The sequence below is a fragment of the Pseudonocardia wallangbongensis genome (assembly GCF_054486945.1).
This window is the reverse complement of the sequence record NZ_JBRERS010000021.1, coordinates 15,848-37,590: the sequence shown is the minus strand read 5'-3', so window position 1 is coordinate 37,590 and position 21,743 is coordinate 15,848. Positions and strand designations below refer to the sequence as shown.

Sequence of the window (21,743 nt, the reverse complement as noted above, 5' to 3'; positions counted from 1 at the left end):
ACGTGGGCGATCTGCTGCGGTCCGGTCCGGCGCCCCGCGCCCGGTTGCGGGAGCTGCTCGCCGGGCCCGGCCCGGTCGTGGCGCCGGGTGCGTACGACGCGCTCTCGGCGCGCCTCGTGGAGCAGGCCGGGTTCGGCGTCGTCTACATGACGGGCTTCGGCACCACGGCGTCGCTGATCGGCCGGCCCGACGTCGGGCTGCTCGGCGGTGCGGAGATGGTCGACAACGCGCGGCGCATCGTCGCCGCGGTCGACGTGCCGGTGATCGCGGATGCCGACACCGGCTACGGCAACGCGATCAACGTCGTGCGCACCGTGCGTTCCTACGAGCAGGCCGGCGTCGCGGGCGTGCACCTGGAGGACCAGGTGATGCCGAAGAAGTGCGGTCACATGAGCGGCAAGGCGGTGATCGGCACCGACGAGATGGTGGGCAAGATCCGCGCCGCCGTCGCCGCCCGCCACGACCCCGACTTCCTGGTCATCGCGCGTACCGACGCCGCCGCCGTCGACGGGCTGGACGCCGCGCTGGACCGCGCCCGTGCCTACGCCGACGCCGGTGCCGACCTGCTCTTCGTCGAGGCGCCGACCAGCGAGGACGACATCGCGCGCGTGGCGCGGGAGCTCGCCGGCGTCGCGCCGCTGGTGTTCAACTGGGCCGAGGGCGGGCGCACCCCGCCGCTGCCACTGGACCGGATCGCCGAGCTGGGGTTCGCGCTGGTGCTGTTCCCGATCGGCACGCTGCTCGCGGCCACCGCGGGCATCCGCTCCCTGCTCGCGGCCCTGAAGGCCGACGGCACGCCCGCCGCCGCACTGCCGGGCCTGCCGTCGTTCGACGAGTTCACCGACCTCATCGGACTGCCCGAGATCCGGTCGCTGGAGGAGCGCTTCGGGACCTGACGCCCGGATCAGATCGCCTGGACGACCGGCACGTCGTAGCGCGCGATGCGCGGGTCGGCCGTCACCAGCGGCACACCTTCGAGCTGCGCCTGTGCCACGAGGAGGCGGTCGAACGGGTCACCGTGGTGACGCGGGAGGGTGGCGACGTGCAGCGCGTGGGAGTGGGTGACCGGGAGGCCGTCGACGTTGTCACGACGCATGCGCGACGGGACGTAGGTCCTCGGTGGTTCGGGCAGCGGGAGCTTGCCCAGCGCGTGCTTGATCGCGATCTCCCACGAGCTCGCCGCGGACAGCAGCAACTGCGCGGATCCGTCGCCGAGGCGGTCGCGGACGTCGTCCGGCACGCGCTCGGGTTGTGTCTGGAGCCAGAGCCAGACGTGTGTGTCGAGGAGGTACCTCATCCTCCTTCGAACGCCCTCTGCACGTCGTCCGGCAGCGGATCGTCGAAGTCCTCGGGCACCTCGAACAGGCCGCGGTCGGCACCGAACGTGCGGCGGGCCCGCCGCTGCACCGGGACGAGGCGGGCCACCGGCTCCCCGCTGCGCGTGATCACGACCTCTTCGCCTTCGGCGACCCGGCGCAGGAGATCGGAGAGCGTCGTCTTGGCCTCGTGGACCCCGACCTCGACCATGCGGAGCAGCTTAGCCAGCCACTTAGCCAACGACCAAGCGGTGCCCCGATCGGTCCGGGCGCCCCGGTCGGCCTACTCTCGGGCGCCATGACGCAGAAGGTGCGGGTCGCTGTCGTGTTCGGGGGTCGCAGCAGCGAGCACGCGATCTCCTGCATCTCCGCGGGGGCCGTCATGTCCCACCTGGACCCCGAGCGGTTCGAGGTCGTCCCGGTCGGCATCACCCGCGACGGCGCCTGGGTGCTGGGCACCTCGGACCCGCGGGAGCTGGTGATCTCGGACCGCGCGCTGCCGTCGGTCGAGGCGGGTGGCACCGCGCTCGCCCTGCCCGGCGACCCGACCCGCGGCGGGCTCGTCGTCCTCGACCCCGACCGGGCCGGCGAGGTCTTCTCCGGCGTCGACGCCGTGTTCCCCGTCCTGCACGGCCCGTTCGGCGAGGACGGCACGATCCAGGGCCTGCTGGAGATGGCCGGCGTGCCCTACGTCGGGGCCGGCGTGCTGGCGAGCGCCGCGTCCATGGACAAGGAGTACGCGAAGAAGCTCCTCGCCGCCGAGGGCATCCCGGTGGGCGACGTCGTCGTGCTGCGCCGGGGCACCGCGACGCTGACCCCCGAGGAGCGCGTACGGCTCGGGCTGCCGGTGTTCGTCAAGCCGGCGCGGGCGGGCTCGTCGGTGGGCATCACGCGGGTCACCGACTGGGCCGACCTCGACGCCGCGATCGCCACCGCCCGCGAGCACGACCCGAAGGTGCTGGTGGAGGCCGCGATCGTCGGGCGCGAGGTCGAGTGCGCCGTGCTGGAGTTCCCCGACGGCACGGTGCGCGCCAGCGTCCCGGCGGAGATCCGGATCGTCGGCACCGCCCCGGACGGCCACAAGCCCGAGTTCTACGACTTCGAGGCCAAGTACCTCGACGACGTCTGCGAGTTCGACATCCCCGCCAAGCTCGACGACGCGGTCGCCGAGCGGCTGCGCGCGATGGCCGTCACCGCGTTCCACGCCGTCGACGGGCAGGGCCTCGCCCGCGTCGACTTCTTCGTCGGGCCGGCCGGCGAGCTGACGCTCAACGAGGTCAACACGATGCCCGGCTTCACCCCGATCTCGATGTACCCCCGGGCCTGGGCCGTCACCGGGATCGACTTCGAGACGCTCCTGAGCACGCTCGTCGAGACGGCGGTGGCCCGGGGGACCGGCCTCCGATAGATCCCCGGTACCGGGTGATTCTGACCGCACATACCTTCGAGCGTCCGCACACATGGTCGGGCATGTGTGCGGAGGGGCGTCGGTGTGTGCGGCGGGTCTAGGACGGCTCCGGGTGGCCGTGGACCAGGCGCGTCAGGGCGGAGCCCAACGGGTGGCGTTCCTCGCCTACCCGCACCCAGCGGGGCCCGCCGAACGGGGCCTGCTCCTCGACGGTCACGACGACGCCGGGGTAGATGCCCAGCTCACCGAGGTAGCGCAGGGCGGCGCTGTCGCGGTCGGACACCCGGTCCACGCGGAACCGGCAGCCGGCGGGGGCGGCGTCGAGGGGCTCGCCCCAGCCCTCCTCGTGCGGGCCGTCGCGGGGCGGGATCGGGTCGCCGTGCGGGTCGTGCGTGGGGTGGCCCAGCGCGGCGTCGATGCGATCCTCCAGCCGGTCCGAGAGCGCGTGCTCCAAAAGCTCCGCCTCGGCGTGCACCTCGTCCCACGGCACGTCGAGCACGCGGGCGAGGAACGTCTCCAGCAGCCGGTGCCGGCGCACCACCCGCAGCGCGGCCAGTTCACCCGATGCGGTGAGCTGCAACGTGCGGCTGTCCGGGCGCGTGAGCAGGCTCCCGTCCTCCAGGCGCCGCACCATGGCCGAGACCGACGGCGCGGACACGCCGAGCTCGTGGGCGAGTTGTCCTGTGGTGACCGGCTCGCCCCGATGGGCGAGGTGGTAGATCGCCTTGAGGTAGTCCTCGGTCGCCCGGGACATCGTCACCATGCCCGGAATCGTATGTGGTTACCGCTCAACGCACCGCCACGGCGGTGGCCGGCAGCGTCTCGCGGATCACGTCGGACAGCTGCTGCAGGGGTGCGCTGCCGGCATCGACCGGGACGGTGAGCGCGGCGTAGACCGGGCGGTCCACGGCGATGTAGCTCACCTGGACGGGTTGGGGGAGGCCGTCGTCGAGCTGCAGCCAGCGCACCCCGTTCACCTCGAGGAGCGGCGAGGTCGGCGTCAGCTCGGCCGGCCGGGGGAGGCCGCAGCGGAGCACGACGGGGCGGGGCGCCGCCGCCCAGGCGCGCACACCGGGCAGGCTGTCGGCCTCGGCGATCGGGCGGGGCGGCATCGGGCCGTCCGGGCCGTCCAGCTCGGCGGGGAGCGCGGCGAGCAGGGCCGTGCACTCCGGGCCGGACGCGCCGGGGGAGTCGACCGGGGCCACCGCGAGCGGCCCGGTGTCGGGCGGGGGCGGCTCACCGACCCCCCGCACGCGCGCGGTGACGGCGATCGCGGCCACCGCGACGGCGAGCAGCAGGGGAAGCGCGATCGCGATCGCGACGGGTGGGGAGAGCCGGGTCACTGGCTCAGGAGAGGTGGACCACCGGGCAGGTCAGCGTGCGCGTGATGCCGCTGACGCCCTGCACCTGCGCGACGACGAGCTGGCCGAGCTGGTCGACGTCGTCGGCCTCGGCGCGCACGATCACGTCGTAGGGTCCGGTGACGTCCTCCGCCGACACCACGCCCGTGATCTTGGAGATCTCCGCGGCCACGGCGGCGGCCTTGCCGACCTCCGTCTGTACCAGGATGTAAGCCTGCACCACGGCGAGCCCCTTCCACTTCGATCATCGGACGTAGGAGAGTCGGATGCCGAACGTACCGGAGGTGACGCCCGTGCCCACATCACGACCGACCCCGACGGGCGAAGCCGAGGCGGAGAACACACTCGCCGGGATCGGCGAGTTCGGACTGATCGCGCGGCTGACCGAAGGCCGGCCATCCGCGCAGGCCACGCTGCTCGGGCCGGGCGACGACGCGGCCGTCCTCGCGGCGCCCGACGGCCGCGTCGTGGCGTGCACGGACGTGCTCGTGGCGGGCGTGCACTTCCGGCTCGACTGGTCCGGGCCGGAGCAGATCGGGCGCAAGGCGGCGGCCGCCAACCTCGCCGACGTCGCGGCGATGGGAGCGGTTCCCACCGGTCTGCTCGTCGGCCTCGCCTGCCCGCCCGACATCCCGGTCGAGACCCTCGCCGGGCTGACCGACGGGCTGTGGGCGGAGGCGAGGTCGGTCGGGGTGGGTGTGGTCGGCGGTGACGTGGCCTCCTCGCCGACGCTGGTCCTCGCGGTCACGGCGCTGGGCTCCCTCGAGGGGCGGGAGCCGGTGACGCGGGCCGGGGCGCGTCCGGGCGACACGGTCGCGCTGGTCGGACGGGTCGGCTGGGCGGCCGCCGGGTGGGCGGTGCTGGCGCGTGGCTTCCGCTCCCCGATCGCGGTGGTGTCCGCGCACCGGACACCGGAACCCCCCTACGCTGCGGGGCCCCAGGCCGCCGAGGCCGGCGCCACGGCCATGATCGACGTCTCGGACGGGCTGCTCGCCGACCTCGGGCACGTCGCGCGGGCGTCCGGCGTGCGCATCGACGTGCGCACCGCCGCGCTGGCGGTGCCGGACCGGTTGGTCGACGTCGGCGCCGCGCTCGGCGTCGACCCGATGCACTGGCTGCTCACCGGTGGGGAGGACCACGCCCTGGCCGCGACCTTCCCCGGCGACGTCCCCGAGGGCTGGACCGAGATCGGGACGGTCGCGGAGGGCGAGGCCGAGGTCCTGGTGGACGGGAAGGTCTACGACGGCGGGCCGGCCGGATGGGAGCACTTCGGCCGCTGAGCGGAGCCCGCGCGCGGCGAGACGCATCTGCGCGCGGCGGACGGAGCGCCGGGGTAACGATCTCGTCCCTTTCGACCCCGATCGTCCCGGCCGGTCATAGGCTCGCCCGGTCGGGTCGACGACGCCTCGGGAGCCAAGTCATGCGCATCAGTTCGGAGTTCGACCGTCGGCGCTTCCTCCAGGCCACCGGCCTGGCCGCCCTCGGCGCCACGCTCGTGTCGTGCGCGGAGGACGAAGGGATCGGCGCCGGCGGCCCGGAGCCCACCCAGCCGGCGCCCACCGGCACGTTCAGCGAGCCGGCCGCACCACTGTCCGGATCCCTGTCGATCCTGATGTGGAGCCACTTCATCCCGGCCCACGACGTCTGGTTCGACCCGTGGGTGAAGGAGTGGGGTCAGCGGGTCGGCGTGGAAGTGACCGTCGACCACATCAACTACGCCGAGCTGCCGGCGCGCACGCAGGCCGAGATCCAGGCGGGCCAAGGCCACGACCTGATCCTGCACATCTCCCCGGTGCCGCAGTACGAGCCGAGCGTGCTCGACCTCACCGATGTCGTCACCGAGTCGAACAACCGGCACGGCCAGATGATCGAGCTCTGCCAGAAGTCCTCGTTCAACCCCACCACCGGCAAGTACTTCGCGTTCGCGCCCGCCTGGGTGCCCGACCCCGGTGACTACCGCAAGAGCCTGTGGACGCCGGTGGGCCTGCCCGACGGCCCCACCACCTGGGACGAGCTGCTGCGCGGCGGCACGGACATCAAGAACAGCCAGGGTGTGCAGCTGGGCATCGGCATGTCCCAGGAGATCGACTCGAACATGGCGGGCCGGGCCCTGCTCTGGTCGTTCGGGGCGTCGATCCAGGACGAGTCCGAGCAGGTGGTGATCAACTCGCCGGAGGCGGTTGCGGCCGTCGAGTTCATGGCGAAGCTCTACAACCAGGCGATGACGCCCGAGGTGTTCTCGTGGAACGCAGCGTCGAACAACCAGGGTCTGGCCGCGGGCCAGCTGTCCTACATCCTCAACTCGCTGTCGGCCTGGCGGACCTCGCAGGAGACCGACCCCGAGGTCGCGGCCGACATCTTCTTCTCGCCGGCGCTGCGCGGGCCCGCGGACGCCAGGGCGGCCAGCCACGTCCTGTACAACTGGATCGTCCCGAACTTCGCCGCCAACCCGGACGCGGCGAAGGAGTTCCTCCTGCACTACACGGACAACCTCGACGTCGTGGCCTGGCAGTCGAAGCTCTACGACTTCCCCGCCTACACCGACGTGGCACCCGACCTCGGCAAGTGGGTCGGTACCGACCCGTTCGGCGCCCAGCCGCCGGAGAAGCTGTCCCTCCTGGAGAGCGCCATCGACTGGAGCACCAACATCGGCTACCCGGGCACGGCCAACACGGCCGAGGGCGAGGTCTTCGCGACGTTCGTCATCCCCAACATGTTCGCCAGGGCCGCGCGGGGCGAGGTGAGCCCGCAGCAGGCCGTCGCCGACGCCGAGGCGCAGATCAAACCGATCTTCGACAACTGGCGCTCGCGCGGGCTGATCGGCACCGGTGGGAGCTGAGCGTTCTTGAGCACGGTTGAGGTCAAGGAACTGCGCAAGTCCTTCGACTCGGGTCGGGCGTACGCGATCGACGGGGTCGACCTGGCCACGGGCGAGGGGGAGTACCTGGTCCTGCTGGGACCGTCGGGGTGCGGCAAGACCACGCTGCTGCGCACCATCGCCGGGCTCGAGCAGCCCACGAGCGGCGACGTGCTCATCGGCGGGCAGGTGGTCACCGGGCTGCCGCCGCGGGCGCGGCGGATCGCGATGGTCTTCCAGAGCTACGCCCTCTACCCGCACAAGACCGTCCAGGCCAACATCGTGTTCCCGCTGCGTGCCGAGGGGATGGCGCCCCGCGAGCGGGACGAGAAGGCCCGCAAGGCGGCCGAGATGCTGGGCATCGGCCACCTGCTCGGGCGCAAGCCCCGCCAGCTGTCGGGCGGCGAGCGGCAGCGGGTGGCCCTGGCCAGGGCACTGGTGCGCGACCCCACGGCGTTCCTGCTCGACGAGCCGCTGTCGAACCTGGACGCCAAGCTGCGCACGAGCGCCCGCGACGAGCTGAAGCGGTTCCAGCAGGACATCCGCGCCACCACGATCTACGTCACGCACGACCAGAGCGAGGCGATGGGCCTCGGCGACCGGATCGCGGTGATGTCCGAGGGCCGGGTGCGCCAGATCGCGGCGCCCGTCGAGATCTACGACGACCCGGCCGACACGTTCGTCGCCACGTTCATCGGGTCGCCGCCGATGAACCTCGTGCCGCACGGCGACGTGCTCGTCGGCTTCCGGCCGGAGCACCTGCTGCCCGTCGAGAACGTGTCCGGCGAGCGGATCACGGCCACGCTCGAGGTGCAGCGGATGGAGTACCTGTCCGGCGACCGGCACGTGTACGGCAGCGTCGACCTCGGGGACGGGCCGTGCCGCGTGATCGCCCGGCTGCCGGCCACCGTGGAGACGCCGATCGAGGTCGGGGAGCGGCACGACTTCGCGGTGCCCGCAGGCAGGCTGCGCTTCTTCGACGCCAAGAGCGGCCTGCGCACCGAACCGGTCCGGCTGGGGGCGTGATGGGGTCGTCGGCACCTCCTGCCGAGGCCGCCGCGCGGACCCGTGATCCGCGGGTCGCCGACCTGCGGAGACGCGGCATCGCCGACCGCGACGGCGTGCTGTCCTGGCTGCTCCTCGCCCCCGCCGTGGTCTACATCCTCGCGCTGGTCGGGGTGCCGTTCGTGCTGGCGGTCGCCTTCAGCTTCTCGGACGTGACCGGGGGCGACCCGAGCTTCGACTGGGTCGGCCTCCTCAACTTCGAGCGGATCTTCGGGGACCCGGTGTTCTGGCGGGCCCTGCGCAACACCCTCGTGTTCACCGCGGTGTCGATGGTGTTCATCGTGATCTTCGGCAAGGTGCTGGCGAACATCCTCATCGCCGACTTCCGCGGCCGCTGGATCGTCCGGTTCTGCGTGCTGCTGCCCTGGACCACCCCGGTGGCGCTCTCGACGATCACCTGGCTCTGGCTGCTCGACTCGGTGTTCTCCCCGATCGACTGGGTGCTGCGCAACCTCGGCATCATCGGCTCGAACATGTTCTGGCTCGGGCAGCCGGTCCTGGCCATGATCTCGGTGATCGCCGTGCACGTCTGGCGGCTGGTCCCGCTGGCCGCGGTGATCATGATGGCCGGGCTGCTGTCCGTCCCGAAGGACGTGCAGGAGCAGGCCGCGGTGGACGGCGCGGGGTACTGGCGGCGGATGTTCGAGGTCACGATCCCGCTGACCGCCCCCGTCATCGCGATCTCGGCGCTGTTCGGTGCGGTCTTCACGTTCACCGACATGACCGTCGTGTACGTCCTCACCCGCGGTGGGCCCACCAACGAGACCCAGGTGCTCGCCAGCTGGGCGTTCTTCAAGGGCATCGAGGGCAGCGACGTCGCGCAGGGCGCGGCGATCGCGCTGTTCCTGTTCCCGCTGCTGCTCGCGGCCGCGATCGCGATCCTGCGGGCGGTGCGTGGGATGGAGATCAACTGATGGACGGCCTCGTCGTCACCGACGCCGATCGGCGGCGCTACGCGCGCCGGCACCGGACGGCCCGGATCGGGCTGTACGTGCTGGCCGTCCTGTCCGCGCTCGCCGCGGCCGGCCCGTTCGTGTGGGCGGCCATCACCACGTTCAAGCAGGACAGCGACCTCTACCGGCGCAGCAACAACCCGTTCACCTTCAACGAGCCGCCCACCAGCGACCACCTCGGGTTCCTGCTCACCGGCACCGGGTTCGGCACGTTCGCGTGGAACACGCTGTGGGTCGGCGTGCTGGTCGTGCTGATCACGCTGGCGCTGGCGCTCCCCGCCGCCTACAGCCTGGCCCGCCTCGACCGACCGTGGGCGGGCCGGATGGGCATCGCGATCTTCTTCGTCTACCTCGTGCCGCCCACCCTGCTGTTCCTGTCGCTGTCGCGGCTGGTGGTGGCGCTCGGGCTGCAGGACTCCACGTGGTCGCTCGTGGTGATCTACCCGACGATCACCGTGCCGGTGTCGGTGTGGCTGCTCATCGGGTTCCTCAAGACCATCCCGAAGGACATCGAGGAGCAGGCGATGGTCGACGGCTACAGCCGCGTGGGGGCGATGGTGCGCGTGGTCGCGCCGCTGCTGTTCCCCGGGCTCGTCGCCGTCGTCGTCTTCGCGTTCACCCTGACCGCCAGCGAGTTCATCTACGCCCTCGCGTTCATCTCGCCGAGCGCCGAGAAGGTGATCAGCACCGGGGTGCCCACCGAGCTCGTCCGGGGCGACGTGTTCTTCTGGCAGTCGCTCTCGGCGGCCGCCGTGCTCGTCGCCGTGCCCATCGCGCTGGTGTTCAACCTGTTCCTCGACCGCTTCATCGCCGGGTTCACGCAGGGGGCGGTGAAGGGCTGATGCCGAGGCCGTCGAGCACCTCGGCGGCGAGGATGACCTGGGCGAGGTCGTCCGTGCACGGCATCAGCACCACGTCGTCGGCGCCCGCGTCGCGCAGCCGGGTCAGCTCTGCGCCGAGGTGCTCGGGCGTGGTGGGGGTGTCGGCCTGCACCATCGGGGCGTAGCCGAGGTAGTAGTGCCGCAGGTAGTGCTCGGCGTACTCGTCGGCACCGGGGCCGAAGCAGAAGTAGCGCACGGTCACGACGCGCGGCCGTCCGGCGCGCCCGGCGCGGTCCCACGCCTCCCGGACCGCGGCGACGCCGTCCACCACCTGCCGGATCCCGAACGACGGCGCGATCCAGCCCTGCCCGACGGTGGCGGCCCGGGCGAACGCCGCCGGGACCAGCCCGCCGAAGAGCAGCCCGGGGCGGTCGGGAGGCAGCGCCGGCATCGGCCCGCTCGCGCCGGCGAGCTTGCCGCCCCACGCCTGGAGCATCGTGGCGACCATGGCGTCCATCGCGGACCCGAGGCCACGGTGCGGCACCTCGCTGGCCGCGTAGTCCTCCGGCCAGCCGCCCAGGGCGAGCCCGGCGGTCAGCCGCCCGCCGGACAGCCGGTCGATCGAGGCGAGCTGCTTGGCGAGCACCACGGCGTTCTGCCGGTAGGGGACGTTCAGGACGGTGGTGAGCAGCTCGACCCGCTCGGTGCGGGCCGCGGCGGCCGCGAGCGCGACGAGCGGGTCCAGGTTGTCGTAGACGAGCCGGTCGATCACGCCCAGCGAGCGGAAGCCGAGCCGTTCTGCCGTCGCGGCCCACTCGCCGAGCGCGGTGACGTCGGCCTCGGGGACGGCGGCCGGCAGCCCCATTCCGATCTTCATTGGACACCTCCGGATGTGAGATCCCGAGGATGACCGGCGTGCCCCTGCCGAGTCGTGAACGGAACGGACAGCGGACGGTGGCACGCCGATCCCGCCGCGGTCGCCATGGGCGGCCGGCGCGACCGCTCGACCGAGCGCGGGGGTGCCCCCCCAGCGATCGCCCGCACCGCGCAGCAGTGCGACCCATGCGAATCTCGGACCGATCATGACGCGTTGATCGTTGCGAGATCCCGCTCATGGCCCTCCCGGGGACGGTCGCAAGCATGTGATCATTGGGAAGCGCTGTCCGCGGCACGCGGGTGCCCGTCTCGCAGGGCGGATGCCGCCGAACCCGGCCGGCGGAAGTTGCCCACCGGGACGACGTAGACCGCACGGGGGTTGGATCTTCTTGCCCCGAGACCCCGTCAGCTCGAGATCGACTCCTAGCTCCGCGGGACCGGCACGCCTCGGATCGAGGCGTCGAGCAGCTGCACCGGGTGCAGGAGCGGGAGGTCGCGCCCGAGGTGCTTGCCGATCTGCAACAGGCAGCCCGGGTTGGCGGTGACCACCACGTCCGGCTCCACCGATCGGACGTTCGCGGCCTTGCGGGCGCCGAGCTCGGAGGCGGCGTCCGGCATGATCATGTTGTAGATGCCGGCCGAGCCGCAGCACAGCGCGGCCTCGGGGAGGTCCACCAGCTCCAGGTCCGGGATGGAGCGCAGCACCTCGCGCGGCTGGCTGCGCACCTGCTGGGCGTGTCCGAGGTGGCACGCGTCGTGGTAGGCCACGCGGCCGCGGAACGGATGCCGCGGCGCGCGCGGGCCCAGCTCGGCGAGCACTTCGTGCACGTCGCGCACCCGCGCGCTGAACGCGGCGGCGCGCTCGGCCCACTCGGGGTCGTCGGCGAGCAGGTGGCCGTACTCCTTCATGGACGAGCCGCAGCCGGCGACGTTGGTGACGATGTGGTCGACGTCCAGCTTCTCGTAGACCGCGATCTCGCGCTTCGCCCTGGCCAGCGCGCTGTCCTCGCGGCCGGCGTGCAGCTCGAGGGCGCCGCAGCACTGCTGCTCGCGGGGTACGAGGACGTCGCAGCCCTCGGCGGCCAGCACCCGGACGGTCGCGACGTTCACGCGGTGGAAGAACACGTCCTGCACGCAGCCCGACAGCAGCGCCACGCTCGCCCGGCGCTCCCCGACGGCGGGGGTGTGGACGGGCAGCCGGGCGAACGCCTCGCGCACCGACACGGGTGGGAGCAGCGACTCCATCGCGCCGAGCCGTCCCGGGAGCTTCGCCGCCAGCTTCGCCACCGCGGGGATCGCGCGCAGCCGCTGGTAGAACGCCCCCGGTATGGCGGCGGCGCGCAGGCGCCGCTTGTACGGGAACAGCGTGAAGATGGCGTTGCGGAACCAGGTGTCGGCGCGTTCGCGCGGCACGTTGCGCTCGACCTGCGGGCGCACCGACTCCAGCAGCCGGTCGTACTGCACGCCCGACGGGCAGGCCGTCACGCACGCCATGCAGCCGAGGCAGCGGTCGATGTGCTCGGTGAACGGCCCCTCCAGGCCGATCTCACCCTTCTCGGCGAGGTCCATGAGGTAGATGCGGCCACGCGGGGAGTCCATCTCCTCGCCCCACAGCTGGTAGGTGGGGCAGGTCGGTAGGCAGAAGCCGCAGTGCACGCAGTCGTCGAGCAGGTCGCGTTCCGGCGGGCGCCGGTCGTCGAAGCTGCTCGGACCGGTCTGGGGGAGGTTGGTGTGGGCGGAACCAGCGGGTGTGCTCATCTCACATCCAGGGGTCGAAACGGCCCGGGCCGAGGCGGCCCTGCGGGTCGAGCTCGGCCTTGACGGCGCGCAGCACGGCGATCGCGGACGGGGCGGGCCCCCACGCGGGGGCGTCGGAGCCCGGCGGGCGGGAGCGCAGCACCGAGGTGCCGCCCGCGGCGTGCACCCGTGCATGCGCCTCCGCAACGGCCTCCACGGGCAGGGTGACGGTGGCGACCCCGGTGCCCAGCCCGGCGGTGACGGCCGAGGTGGGCAGGTCCGCGAGCACGCCTGGCAGGAGCGAGGGCCGCACCCCGATGCGCAGCGACGCGAGCGCGGGGTCTCCGCGCACGAGCGATGCATGTCGCTCCCACGTACCCGCACGAGCGGCACTCTCGTCCGATCCGGCGGTACGGCTGTGCCGTTCGTCCGACGGGGCATCGCCCAGCGCCCCCTGCAGGCGTTCCAGCCTTGCGTTCAGGGCCTCCTCCGTGCCGTCCACGCGGATCAGGAGTACGCCGTCGGACGTCCACTCCAGGGCCGCTGGCTCGTAGGGGCCGCCCAGCACCGTGGCCGCGTGGGCGGCGGCCTCCGCCAGCTCGCAGTCGATCGCGAGCGTCGCCGTGCGCTTCGGCTCCGGGTGCAGCCGCAGCACCACCTCGGCGAGCACGCCGAGGGTGCCGTAGGAGCCGTGCATCAGCTTGGCGAGGTCGTAGCCTGCGACGTTCTTGATGACGTGCCCGCCGCTGCGGGCCACCGTGCCGTCGGCGAGCACGAGCGTGACTCCGATGACGAGGTCGCGCATCGAACCGAACACCAGGGCCGCGGGGCCGGCGTCGGCCGTGGCGACGAGCCCGCCCACGGTGGCGCCGTCGGCGACGCGCGCGGCGTCGAACGAGACGTGCTGGCCGTGCGGCGCCAGCTCGTCCTGCAGCTGCCGCAGCGGGGTGCCGGCCCGGACCGAGACGGTCATGTCCCCCGGGTTGTGGGTGATCACGCCGGTGAGGCCGGTGGTGTCGAGCACCGCGTCGACGGGGGCGAGCGGGCCCGCCCAGCCCGCGGCGGTGCCGGCGCCGGCGATCCCGATCGGGCCCGCGCCGTCGAGCACGGCGTCCCGCAGCGACCGCAGGTCGGTGGGGCGGAGTGTGGTGGTCGTGGTGTTCACAGGCGCTCGATCACTCCCGCCTCCTCGAGGGGGTGCGGCCGGTACTTGCCGGGACGCTCGCCGCAGAGCCGGGGCGTGGGCAGCACCTTGCCGGGGTTGCACAGACCGTCGGGGTCGAACGCCTTCCGCACGCGCGCCATGACGGCGAGGTCGTCCCGGGAGAACATCTTCGGCATCGAGCAGGCCTTGTCGGTGCCGATGCCGTGCTCGCCGGACAGCGACCCGCCCAGCTCCACGCAGAGCTCGGCGATCTTCCCCGAGAGCTCCTCGGCGCGCTCGGTCTCGCCGGCCGCGGCGCTGTAGAGCACCAGCGGGTGCAGGTTGCCGTCGCCCGCGTGGAAGACGTTGGCGACCCGCAGCCCGGCGGCGGCGCCCATCCCGGCGATGCGGTCGAGCACCTCGGCGAGCCGCGTGCGCGGCACCACGCCGTCCTGCACGAAGTAGTCGGGGGAGATGCGCCCGACCGCGGCGAACGCCGCCTTGCGGCCCCGCCAGATCGCGGCCCGCTCCTCCGCCGAGCCCGCGATGTGCAGCCGGGTGCAGCCGTGCCGGTCGCAGATCTCCTTGACCTGCTCGAACTGCGAGTCGCACTCCTCGACCGGCCCGTCCAGCTCGACGACGAGCGCCGCCGGTGTGCCGACGGTGTAGCCGGCGTGGACCGCCTGCTCGGCCGCCTCGATGGCGAGCGTGTCCATCATCTCGACGGCCGCCGGGACGATGCCCGCGGCGACGATGTCGGAGACGACGTCGCCCGCCGCGGCGATGGACGGGAAGTCGGCGAGCAGCGTGCGCACCGACTCGGGGGCGCGCAGCAGCCGCACCGTGATCTTGGTGGTGATGCCGAGCGTGCCCTCCGAGCCGAGGAACGCGCCGCGCAGGTCCGGACCGGCCTGCTCGCCGCTGTCCGAGCCCAGCGTGACCAGCGAGCCGTCGGGCAGCACGACCTCGCAGGACAGCACGTGGTTGGTGGTGAAGCCGTACTTGAGGCAGTGGGCGCCGCCGGAGTTCTCCGCGACGTTGCCGCCGATCGTGCAGACCTGCTGGCTGGACGGGTCGGGGGCGTAGTAGAGGCCGTGCGGGGCCGCGGCCGCGGTGATCTCCAGGTTGGTGACGCCCGGCTCGACGACCGCGCGCCGGTCGACCGGGTCGACCTCGAGCACCCGCTTGAGCCGGGCCAGGCTGACCACGACGCCGTCGGCCACCGGGAGTGCGCCGCCGGACAGCCCGGTGCCCGCCCCGCGCGCGACGAACGGCACGCCGTTCTCGGCGCACACCCGCACCGCCGCGGCCACCTGCTCCGCGTTCCGCGGGAGCAGCACCAGCTGCGGCACCACCCGGTACCCGGTGAGCCCGTCGCACTCGTACGAGCGACACCGGACCGGGTCATTTATCACGTCTTCCGGGGCGAGCGCCCTCTCGAACGCCCGCTCGACGCTGCTGCCGAGACTCACCGAGGGGCCCCCTCCGCCGTGGGTTGACGACTGGCATGGAGACTACGACCGCGAACCCCGGATCGCCCGGTCCTCGTGTCCGGACCGGTCGCCAACCAACGACAGATCGTTCGGGAGGTCGAAGCGGTGGGTCCCCGCCGGAATCTGCAGATGGCCCTCGTCCTCGTGGCCGCCGTCGTCGTGGCATTGGCGCTGACCGGGGCCGTGGGTCCCGCGTCGGTCGATCCCGTGCCCACCGCCGTCGTCACACGCTGAGTCTTACTTCCGCGATGCGGAAGTTCAAGTCCGTCTGGTAAAAAAGTGGCCGGGCGGGTACCCGCCGTGCGCTGGCTGCTGACCGGAGGGTGAGACATGAGTGCGCCACTGCAGATCGACCCCGCGCTGCGGGACTTCGTGGCCGACGAGCTGCTGACGGGCCTCGACCTCGAGCCCGAGTGGTTCTGGTCCACCCTGGCCACGCTGCACAACCGGTTCGACGGCCGGATCAAGCAGCTGATGCGGCGGCGCGACGAGCTGCAGGCCCAGCTCGACGCCTGGCACGCGGCGAACGGCGGAGGGGACCCCGCGGCCTACGAGACGTTCCTCACCGACATCGGCTACCTGGCGCCGCCCACCGAACCGAAGGTGGCGGTGGACCGGGTCGACCCGGAGATCGCCGAGATCGCGGGCCCGCAGCTCGTGGTGCCCGCCACCGTGCCCCGGTACGCGCTGAACGCCGCCAACGCCCGCTGGGGCTCGCTCTACGACGCGCTCTACGGCACCGACGCCCTTCCGCTCGACCACGACCTCGCCCGCGGCTACGACGAGAAGCGCGGCGCGCAGGTGATCGCGGAGGCCGACCGGCTGCTCGACGAGCTCTTCCCGCTGGCCCAGGGCAGCCACGCCGACGCCACTGCGTACCGGGTGGAGAACGGACGGCTCGTCGTCGCCACCGGTACCGGGGAGTCCGGGCTGGCCGACCCGGCGCAGTTCGCGGGGCACGGCGACGATGCCGTACTGCTCCGCCACCACAACCTGCACGTCGAGCTCACGATCGACCCCGACCACCAGGTCGGGCGCCAGCACCACGCCGACGTCGCCGACGTCGCGGTCGAGGCGGCGATCACCACGATCGTCGACCTCGAGGACTCGGTCGCCACCGTCGACGGCGCGGACAAGGCCCTCGCCTACCGCAGCTGGCTCGGGCTGATGACCGGTGAGCTCTCCTCGACGTTCGAGAAGGGCGGCGAGACGGTCGAGCGGCGCGTCAACGGCGACCGGCAGTACACCGCGCCCGACGGCTCGACGCTCACCCTCCCGGGCCGCTCGCTGCTGCTGGTGCGCAACTGCGGCCACCACATGTTCACCGACGCCGTCCGCGTCGACGGGCAGCCGGTCGGCGAGGGCGTCCTCGACGCGCTCGTCTCCGCGATCGCCGCCCTGCACGACCTGCGCGGCCTCGGGCGGTACTCCAACTCGCGGGCGGGCAGCGTCTACATCGTCAAGCCCAAGCAGCACGGGCCGGACGAGGTGGCGCTCACCGTCGAGCTGTTCGCCGCGGTGGAGGAGGCGCTCGGACTCGAGCCCACCACCCTCAAGATCGGGATCATGGACGAGGAGAAGCGCACCTCGCTCACCCTCGACGCGTGCATCGCCGCCGCCCAGGACCGGGTGATGTTCGTGAACACCGGCTTCCTCGACCGCACCGGCGACGAGATCCACTCCGACTTCCACGCCGGCCCGGTCGTGCGCAAGAGCGACATGAGGTCCACGCCGTGGCTCCTGGGCTACGAGGACCGCAACGTGGACGTGGCCCTGCGTGCCGGCTTCGTCGGGCAGGCGCAGATCGGCAAGGGCATGTTCGCCAAGCCCGCCGCGATGGCCGAGTTGCTCGCCACCAAGGGCGCCCATCCGGACGCGGGCGCCAACACCGCGTGGGTGCCCTCGCCCACCGCCGCCACCCTGCACGCGCTGCACTACCTGCGGATCGACGTGGCGGCGCGCCAGCGCGAGCTCGCCGGCCGGGACACGGACCGGCGGCCCCTGCTGGAGGTGCCGCTGCTCACCGCGGAGCTCACCGACGACGAGAAGCGGCACGAGCTCGAGACCAACGCCCAGTCGATCCTCGGCTACGTGGTGCGCTGGGTGGGCCTGGGCATCGGCTGCTCCACCGTGCCCGACCTCGAGGGCGTCGGCCTGATGGAGGACCGCGCCACCCTGCGGATCTCCAGCCAGCTCATCGCGAACTGGCTGCACCACGGCCTCGTCGACGAGGAGACCGTGCGGGAGACGTTCGCGCGGATGGCCGCGCTCGTCGACGAGCAGAACGCGCGGGAGCCCGGTTACGCGCCGATGGCGAACGACCTCGACGCGAGCCCCTCGTTCCAGGCGGCCCTGGAACTGGTCCTCACCGGCCGGACCGAGCCGAACGGCTACACCGAGCGTGTGCTGACGACGTGGCGCCGCAAGGCGAAGGCGGGTGCCGGCGTGTGAAGCCCCACGCCCGGGCGGCGGCGGCGCTCTTCGCCATCGGCTACGGGGCCAACCAGTTCAGCTCCCTGATGGTGATGTACCGGGAGCAGGCGCACTACTCGGCCGTCACGGTCGCGGCGTTCTTCGGCATCTACGCGGCCGGGCTCGTGCCCGGGCTGCTGGTGGGCGGCCCCGCGTCCGACCGGTGGGGGCGGCGCCACCTGCTGCTGCCGGCGCTCGTGGTGTCGGTCCCGGCGAGTGGGGTCCTCGCGCTCGGCGGGATCCCCGCCGTGTCCGAGCCCGCCCTCTACGCCGGCCGGTTCGTGTTCGGGGCGGTCACCGGCATCGCGATGGCGGTGGGCACCTCGTGGGTGAAGGAGCTGTCGCAGGCGCCCTGGGACCCGGGTGCGGACGCCCGAGCCGGCGCGCACCGGGCGACGCTCGCGCTCTCGGCCGGGTTCGGGGCCGGCCCGCTGGTGGCGGGCGTGCTGGCGCAGTGGGCGCCGCTGCCGATGGAGCTGCCCTACCTGGTGCACGTCGTGCTGACGCTCGCCGTCGTCGCCGCGGTGGTGGGGGTGCCCGAGACGAGACCGGCGGGCACGTTCCGGCCCGGCCTGCGGGTGCACCTGCCCCCGCGGTTCCGCCGGGTCGTCGCGCCGATGGCGCCGTGGGCGTTCGGGGCGCCCGCGCTGTCGTTCGCGGTGCAGCCAGCCGCGCTGGGCTCGCGCCTGGCCGGGTTCGGGCTCGTCTACGCCACGTTGCTCACCACCGTGACACTCGGTGTCGGCGTCGCGGTGCAGTCGTGGGCCCGGCGGCTCTCCCCGGTGGCGGGGTCGCGGCTCGGGCTCGCCGCGCTGGTCGCGGGGCTCCTCATCGCCGCGGGCGCGGCGGCGCTGGGGTCGCCGTTGCTCGCCGTGCCCGCGTCCGTCGTACTCGGCGCGGCCTACGGGCTGATGCTGGTCGCGGGCCTCCTCGAGGTGCAACGCATGGCGGAGCCGGCCCAGCTCGGCGGCCTCACCGCCGTCTACTACGCGTTGACCTACGTCGGGTTCGTCCTGCCGGTGGCGCTGGCGGCGCTCGCCGGAGTGGCCGGCTACCCGGTGCTGCTCGTCGGGGTGGCGTTGCTCGCCGCGCTCAGCCTCGCCGTCGTGGCGTGGACCGGGCGGGCGCGGGAGCAGGTGGAGCTGCCCGCGGCCGGGTGATCCGTACGCTCGGATCGTGTTCGAGCTGCGTCCCACGCCCTTCGACCATCCCGACGCCCTCCGCCTGAACGCCGAGCTCCAGGACGTCTACCGCCAGCGGTACGGCGGCGAGGACGCCACCGAGGTCGACCCCCGTGAGTTCGACGCTCCCGGCGGGTTCTCCGTGGTCGGCTACGCGGGCGGCGAGCCGGCGGCGTGCGGCGGCTGGCGGGAGCGGCACGCCGGGCAGGCCGCCGCGCTGCGGGACGGCGATGCGGAGATCAAGCGGATGTACGTCGCCGCGGCGCACCGCGGGAAGGGGTACGCCCGCGCGTTGCTCGCCGAGCTGGAGCGCACCGCGCGTGCCGCCGGGCTGCAGCGGATCGTGCTGGAGACGGGCACCGAGCAGCCCGAGGCGATGGCGCTCTACGCGAGCTCGGGCTACGAGCCGATGCCCGCCTTCGGTGCCTACGTCGACTCACCCAGGAGTCGCTACTTCGCAAAGACCCTTCCCGCCGTCAGCCGACCGGCACCCCGATCCACGGTGCAGATGCCCCGGACGTGACGGCGCTTCGGGTGGCGGGATCGCGCAGAGCGGCGAATCATCCGCAGAGCGTAGTGGCCGGAGCGAGGGGAGGGGGCCGTCGTGGCAACGGGAACCGTGGTGCTCGCGCAGACCGACCTGAGGCTGGACACGGCGTTCATCGACTACGTCTTCGTGGTCTTCTACTTCGTGCTGGTGCTGGGTATCGGGGTGCTGGCGCGCCGGTCGATCGCCTCCAGCCTGGACTTCCTGCTGTCGGGGCGGTCGCTCCCGGCGTGGGTGACCGGGTTGGCGTTCATCTCGGCGAACCTGGGCGCGATCGAGCTGATCGGGATGATGGCCAACGGCGCCCAGTACGGCATGCCGACGGTGCACTACTACTGGATCGGCGCGATCCCGGCGATGGTGTTCCTGGGGATCGTGATGATGCCGTTCTACTACGGCAGCCGGGCCCGGAGCGTGCCGGAGTTCCTGCGGATGCGGTTCAACGCGACGACGCAGCGGGTGAACGGGATCACGTTCGCGTTGGCGTCGGTGTTGATCGCCGGGGTGAACCTGTACGCGCTCGGCCTGATCCTCGAGGCGCTGCTGGGGTGGTCCCTGGCGGTGGCGATCCCGATCGCCGCGCTGGTGGTGTTGAGCTACACGTTCCTGGGTGGGTTGAACGCGGCGATCTACAACGAGGTGCTGCAGTTCTTCGTCATCCTGGCGCTGTTGATCCCGTTGACGGTGGCGGGGTTGGCGCGGGTCGGCGGGTGGGACGGGCTGGTGTCGCAGGTCAGCGCGCTCCCGCCGGGCCCGGAGCAGGTGTCGTCGTGGCCGGGCACTTCGCTGACCGAGATCGCGAGCCCGTTCCTGTCGGTGCTGGGCATCGTGTTCGGGCTCGGGTTCGTGCTCTCGTTCGGCTACTGGACCACGAACTTCGCCGAGGTGCAGCGGGCGCTGTCGGCCCGCAACATGTCGGCCGCCCGCCGCACGCCGATCATCGGTGCCTTCCCGAAGGCGCTGATCCCGCTGGTCATCGTGATCCCGGGCATGATCGCCGGCGTCCTGGTGCCGCAGCTGACCACGCTCAAGCAGGGCGGCGCCACCGACGTCACCTACAACAACGCGCTGTCGCTGCTGATGAACGAGGTGTTGCCGAACGGGATCCTCGGGGTCGCGCTGGCGGGGCTGCTGGCGTCGTTCATGGCGGGGATGGCCGCCAACGTGTCCTCGCTCAACACGGTGTTCACCTACGACCTGTGGCAGGACTGGATCCGGCCGGGTCAGCCCGACGGGTACTACCTGCGGGTGGGGCGGGCGGTCACGGTGGTCGGCTGCGTGCTGGCGATCGGCACCGCGTTCATCGCCGGCAGTTTCGAGAACCTGATGGACTACATCCAGGCGCTGTTCAGCTTCTTCAACGCCCCGTTGTTCGCGATCTTCATCTTGGGGTTGTTCTGGAAGCGGATGACCGGGACGGCCGGCTGGACCGGCCTGATCTCCGGCACGATCGCCGCCGTGATCGTGGACTCGTTGGTGCGGGCCGAGGTGATCCCGGTGTCGTCGCAGGCGGGGTCGTTCATCGGGGCCAGTGCGGCGTTCGTGGTCGGGATCGCGGTGGCGGCCGCGGTCACGACGTTCACGACGTCGAAGCCGGACTCGGAGCTGGTGGGGCTGGTGTGGGCGCTGACCCCGCGGGAGAGCCGCGGGAAGGTCCGGGTGGAGCCGTCCGGGGCGGGCGCGGCGCCGGGGCGTCCCGCGGCGGCCGGGGAGGTGCCGACCGTGATGCACGAGGAAGAGGGCGCGTGGTGGCAGTCGCCGGCGGTGATGGGCGGGCTGGTGCTCGCGCTGACACTCGTCCTGTACCTGATCTTCGCCTGACCGGATAGGAGGACATCGTGACCGAACATGAGCATCACGCCATCTCGGAGAGCGCCGCGTCGCAGCTGTTCGACCTGCGCACCGTGATCGCCGTGTTGTTCGGCGTCTACGGGATCGTCCTGACGGTGATGGGCCTGTTCTTCGAGGACGAGGCCGAGCTCGCGAAGGCGGGCGGTATCGACATCAACCTGTGGTCGGGCATCGGGATGATCGTGGTCGCGATCCTGTTCGTGCTGTGGGTGCGGCTGCGGCCGCTCGTCCCGCCGGGGGAGCGCACGTAGCGCCCCGCCCCGGCGGTGTGAGCGTCAGTCGCGCCCCGCCGGGTAGCGCGGGTTGAACACGTCCAGGGTCCAGGTGTCGAGGGCACGCAGGGCCCGGCGGACGGCGCTGGTGAAGCGCGTCGTGGTCATGCCGTCCTCCTCCGAGGTATCGGTTGCGGTTTCCGCCCGGTACAGCGCTCGGCGCTTCTGGATCGTTCCAGGAACGGGTTGTGAGGCTGCGCACGCGATCGCACACCAACTCCTGTGCTCATACAGCAACTGCAGTTGCTGTGCCGCCACCACAGTTGGTGTGTGGCCGGGCGCTTCCCGCGGGGCCTCCGATGGCGCCGCGGGCATGATCGAGGCTTCGGCGCGGGAACGGGCGAAATCGACACGGGAACGCGCCGAACTGCTGATCATGGGTGCACCGC

At 72.5% G+C, this 21,743-nt stretch carries 22 protein-coding genes; 13 read left to right on the top strand and 9 right to left on the bottom strand.

Going from position 1 to position 21,743, the window contains the following annotated elements; translation table 11 throughout:
• Positions 1-2: 2 nt before the first annotated feature.
• Positions 3-896, top strand: a complete 894-nt coding sequence (locus ACU436_RS40240; protein WP_459032411.1) for an isocitrate lyase/PEP mutase family protein — start codon at positions 3-5, stop codon at positions 894-896.
• 8 nt (positions 897-904) lie between these two features.
• On the opposite strand, the gene ACU436_RS40235 is transcribed toward ACU436_RS40240, so the two are convergent.
• Together ACU436_RS40235 and ACU436_RS40230 are read right to left on the bottom strand one after the other, a co-directional pair.
• Positions 905-1,297, bottom strand: a complete 393-nt coding sequence (locus ACU436_RS40235) for a type II toxin-antitoxin system VapC family toxin (protein WP_459032410.1) — start codon at positions 1,295-1,297, stop codon at positions 905-907.
• The gene (locus tag ACU436_RS40230; protein WP_459032409.1) at positions 1,294-1,527 is read right to left on the bottom strand and encodes a type II toxin-antitoxin system Phd/YefM family antitoxin; all 234 of its coding nucleotides are present in this window, start codon (positions 1,525-1,527) and stop codon (positions 1,294-1,296) included. Before ACU436_RS40230 ends, ACU436_RS40235 begins: the two co-directional genes overlap by 4 nt.
• Positions 1,528-1,614: 87 nt before the next feature.
• Between ACU436_RS40230 and ACU436_RS40225 the strand changes: the two genes are divergently transcribed.
• Positions 1,615-2,724: a D-alanine--D-alanine ligase family protein gene (locus ACU436_RS40225; RefSeq protein ID WP_459032408.1), complete on the top strand. Its 1,110-nt coding sequence runs from the start codon at positions 1,615-1,617 to the stop codon at positions 2,722-2,724.
• Between the two features lie 97 nt (positions 2,725-2,821).
• Here the strand turns inward: ACU436_RS40225 and ACU436_RS40220 are convergent, their stop codons facing one another.
• Genes ACU436_RS40220 through ACU436_RS40210 form a run of 3 tightly spaced genes read right to left on the bottom strand, consistent with a single transcriptional unit; the run spans position 2,822 to position 4,308 of the window.
• Positions 2,822-3,487 carry a metal-dependent transcriptional regulator gene (locus ACU436_RS40220; RefSeq protein WP_459032407.1) on the bottom strand — a complete coding sequence of 222 codons (666 nt, stop codon included), beginning with the start codon at positions 3,485-3,487 and terminating at the stop codon, positions 2,822-2,824.
• A 25-nt stretch (positions 3,488-3,512) separates the two neighbouring features.
• Complete coding sequence (locus tag ACU436_RS40215; RefSeq protein ID WP_459032406.1) at positions 3,513-4,067, bottom strand: DUF3515 domain-containing protein; 555 nt, start codon at positions 4,065-4,067, stop codon at positions 3,513-3,515.
• 4 nt (positions 4,068-4,071) lie between these two features.
• Positions 4,072-4,308: an Lrp/AsnC family transcriptional regulator gene (locus ACU436_RS40210; protein ID WP_459032405.1), complete on the bottom strand. Its 237-nt coding sequence runs from the start codon at positions 4,306-4,308 to the stop codon at positions 4,072-4,074.
• 43 nt (positions 4,309-4,351) lie between these two features.
• Between ACU436_RS40210 and ACU436_RS40205 the strand changes: the two genes are divergently transcribed.
• The 5 genes from ACU436_RS40205 (at position 4,352) to ACU436_RS40185 (ending at position 9,802) form a co-directional block, all read left to right on the top strand.
• Complete coding sequence (locus ACU436_RS40205; protein WP_459032403.1) at positions 4,352-5,365, top strand: thiamine-phosphate kinase; 1,014 nt, start codon at positions 4,352-4,354, stop codon at positions 5,363-5,365.
• 140 nt (positions 5,366-5,505) lie between these two features.
• Entirely contained in the window at positions 5,506-6,924 is a 1,419-nt protein-coding gene (locus ACU436_RS40200; RefSeq protein WP_459032402.1) for an ABC transporter substrate-binding protein, read from the top strand.
• A 6-nt stretch (positions 6,925-6,930) separates the two neighbouring features.
• Positions 6,931-7,968: an ABC transporter ATP-binding protein gene (locus ACU436_RS40195; protein WP_459032401.1), complete on the top strand. Its 1,038-nt coding sequence runs from the start codon at positions 6,931-6,933 to the stop codon at positions 7,966-7,968.
• Positions 7,968-8,921 (top strand): carbohydrate ABC transporter permease, encoded by a 954-nt coding sequence (locus ACU436_RS40190; protein WP_459032400.1) that lies wholly within the window; start codon positions 7,968-7,970, stop codon positions 8,919-8,921. The genes ACU436_RS40195 and ACU436_RS40190 overlap by 1 nt, the downstream gene beginning before the upstream one ends.
• Positions 8,921-9,802: a carbohydrate ABC transporter permease gene (locus ACU436_RS40185; RefSeq protein WP_459032399.1), complete on the top strand. Its 882-nt coding sequence runs from the start codon at positions 8,921-8,923 to the stop codon at positions 9,800-9,802. The genes ACU436_RS40190 and ACU436_RS40185 overlap by 1 nt, the downstream gene beginning before the upstream one ends.
• Here ACU436_RS40185 and ACU436_RS40180 read toward each other — a convergent pair.
• From ACU436_RS40180 to ACU436_RS40165, 4 genes are all read right to left on the bottom strand, one after another.
• Positions 9,777-10,658 (bottom strand): LLM class flavin-dependent oxidoreductase, encoded by an 882-nt coding sequence (locus ACU436_RS40180; protein WP_459032398.1) that lies wholly within the window; start codon positions 10,656-10,658, stop codon positions 9,777-9,779. The two genes, ACU436_RS40185 and ACU436_RS40180, sit on opposite strands and share 26 nt — an antisense overlap.
• Before the next feature lie 422 nt (positions 10,659-11,080).
• Positions 11,081-12,415, bottom strand: a complete 1,335-nt coding sequence (locus ACU436_RS40175) for a (Fe-S)-binding protein (RefSeq protein ID WP_459032397.1) — start codon at positions 12,413-12,415, stop codon at positions 11,081-11,083.
• Between the two features lies 1 nt (position 12,416).
• Positions 12,417-13,559 carry an FAD-binding oxidoreductase gene (locus ACU436_RS40170; protein WP_459032396.1) on the bottom strand — a complete coding sequence of 381 codons (1,143 nt, stop codon included), beginning with the start codon at positions 13,557-13,559 and terminating at the stop codon, positions 12,417-12,419.
• Entirely contained in the window at positions 13,556-15,010 is a 1,455-nt protein-coding gene (locus tag ACU436_RS40165; protein WP_459032395.1) for an FAD-linked oxidase C-terminal domain-containing protein, read from the bottom strand. The genes ACU436_RS40170 and ACU436_RS40165 overlap by 4 nt, the downstream gene beginning before the upstream one ends.
• Before the next feature lie 126 nt (positions 15,011-15,136).
• On the opposite strand from ACU436_RS40165, the gene ACU436_RS40160 reads away from it, so the two are divergent.
• The 6 genes from ACU436_RS40160 (at position 15,137) to ACU436_RS40135 (ending at position 21,333) form a co-directional block, all read left to right on the top strand.
• Positions 15,137-15,265 carry a hypothetical protein gene (locus ACU436_RS40160; RefSeq protein ID WP_459032394.1) on the top strand — a complete coding sequence of 43 codons (129 nt, stop codon included), beginning with the start codon at positions 15,137-15,139 and terminating at the stop codon, positions 15,263-15,265.
• 96 nt (positions 15,266-15,361) lie between these two features.
• The gene (locus ACU436_RS40155) at positions 15,362-17,482 is read left to right on the top strand and encodes a malate synthase G (RefSeq protein ID WP_459032393.1); all 2,121 of its coding nucleotides are present in this window, start codon (positions 15,362-15,364) and stop codon (positions 17,480-17,482) included.
• Entirely contained in the window at positions 17,479-18,663 is a 1,185-nt protein-coding gene (locus tag ACU436_RS40150; RefSeq protein ID WP_459032392.1) for an MFS transporter, read from the top strand. Before ACU436_RS40155 ends, ACU436_RS40150 begins: the two co-directional genes overlap by 4 nt.
• 16 nt (positions 18,664-18,679) lie before the next feature.
• Positions 18,680-19,207, top strand: a complete 528-nt coding sequence (locus tag ACU436_RS40145; RefSeq protein ID WP_459032391.1) for a GNAT family N-acetyltransferase — start codon at positions 18,680-18,682, stop codon at positions 19,205-19,207.
• Positions 19,208-19,288: 81 nt separating this feature from the next.
• A complete protein-coding gene (locus ACU436_RS40140) occupies positions 19,289-21,052 on the top strand; it encodes a sodium:solute symporter family protein (protein WP_459032390.1) in 1,764 nt (587 codons plus the stop codon).
• Between the two features lie 17 nt (positions 21,053-21,069).
• Complete coding sequence (locus ACU436_RS40135) at positions 21,070-21,333, top strand: hypothetical protein (RefSeq protein WP_459032389.1); 264 nt, start codon at positions 21,070-21,072, stop codon at positions 21,331-21,333.
• The last annotated feature ends 410 nt before the right edge of the window (positions 21,334-21,743 follow it).